This is a genomic window from Pseudoalteromonas sp. TAB23 (assembly GCF_000498075.1).
Taxonomy (GTDB): Bacteria; Pseudomonadota; Gammaproteobacteria; order Enterobacterales; family Alteromonadaceae; genus Pseudoalteromonas; species Pseudoalteromonas arctica.
The window spans coordinates 1-953 of sequence record NZ_AUTP01000003.1 but is presented as its reverse complement, the minus strand read 5'-3'; the positions used below and the strand labels follow the sequence as shown (position 1 = coordinate 953).

The 953-nt window shown below is 45.6% G+C and carries 1 pseudogene; it reads right to left on the bottom strand.

Annotated features, from left to right (window positions below):
- Positions 1-953, bottom strand: a pseudogene (locus tag L654_RS0100030) (phage tail tape measure protein); the annotation flags it as partial.

Sequence of the window (953 nt, the reverse complement as noted above, 5' to 3'; positions counted from 1 at the left end):
TTCACGCTCAGTCATTACTTTTGGTTGTGCTGAATAAGCAGGGTCGTTTGCTGCTGCTGGGCCTGCTAATGCCTGCGTGCGCGGCTCTTCGGTTTCAACAATTGCTGTTACTTTAGGCGCTGCATAATTTATAGGACTGTTTGGCGCTATGTATTGCGAACTTGCTTGCTGAGCTGGCGCGCTTGCTTTACTGATAACGCTTTGCCCGTAGTCGCGGCTGTATGCTTGGTCGGCACTTTGCATAACCATTGTTTGCGGCTGAACTGCTTGGGTTACTTTGGTTGCCTTTACTTCTACTTCGTCGTCACCAAAGCCAAAGAAATCTTTTATTGAGTCGGCTATACCTTTTAAGCCGCCTACTTTTTCACTGAGCCAGTCGAATGCCTTGCCGTAGCCCTTCATCAGCATGCCCATTGGTGTAAACCCAAATATGGTTTTGATGATTTCGAAAAAACTACCTAGCGGTGATTGCACTGCGGTCCACATGCTACCGATTGCACTGCCTAGCCAAGTAATGCCATTAATTAATTTGGTTACTCCCCAAATAACTAGCTTTATAGGTGCTAGCACTAAATTTAGTATTGACCCAAAAATTAAGCCGAAAACTTCGCCTGCTGATGTTATGCCCTCTAGCGCTTCGCTTGACTTTTCAACCGGTGCAAATAAAGACGCAAACCAGTTAAACGCACTTTTAACGGCGTTTATAATTGGCGCGAAGGCATCGCCAAGCTCGCTAAACAAGTTAGTTACTGGCGCCATACTGTGCACAAAGCCATCCCAAAAGCCGCTCATAAATGCTTTAATTGGCTGCCAATATTTATAAATAACAAGCGCCAATATAGCCACCAATGCAATGATTGCGCCTATTGGGTTGGCGATCATTACTGCGTTTAAAAACCCCATTATTCTAGTTACGCTAAATAGGCTGCCTGCAAAGCGCCCAAAGCTTGCGC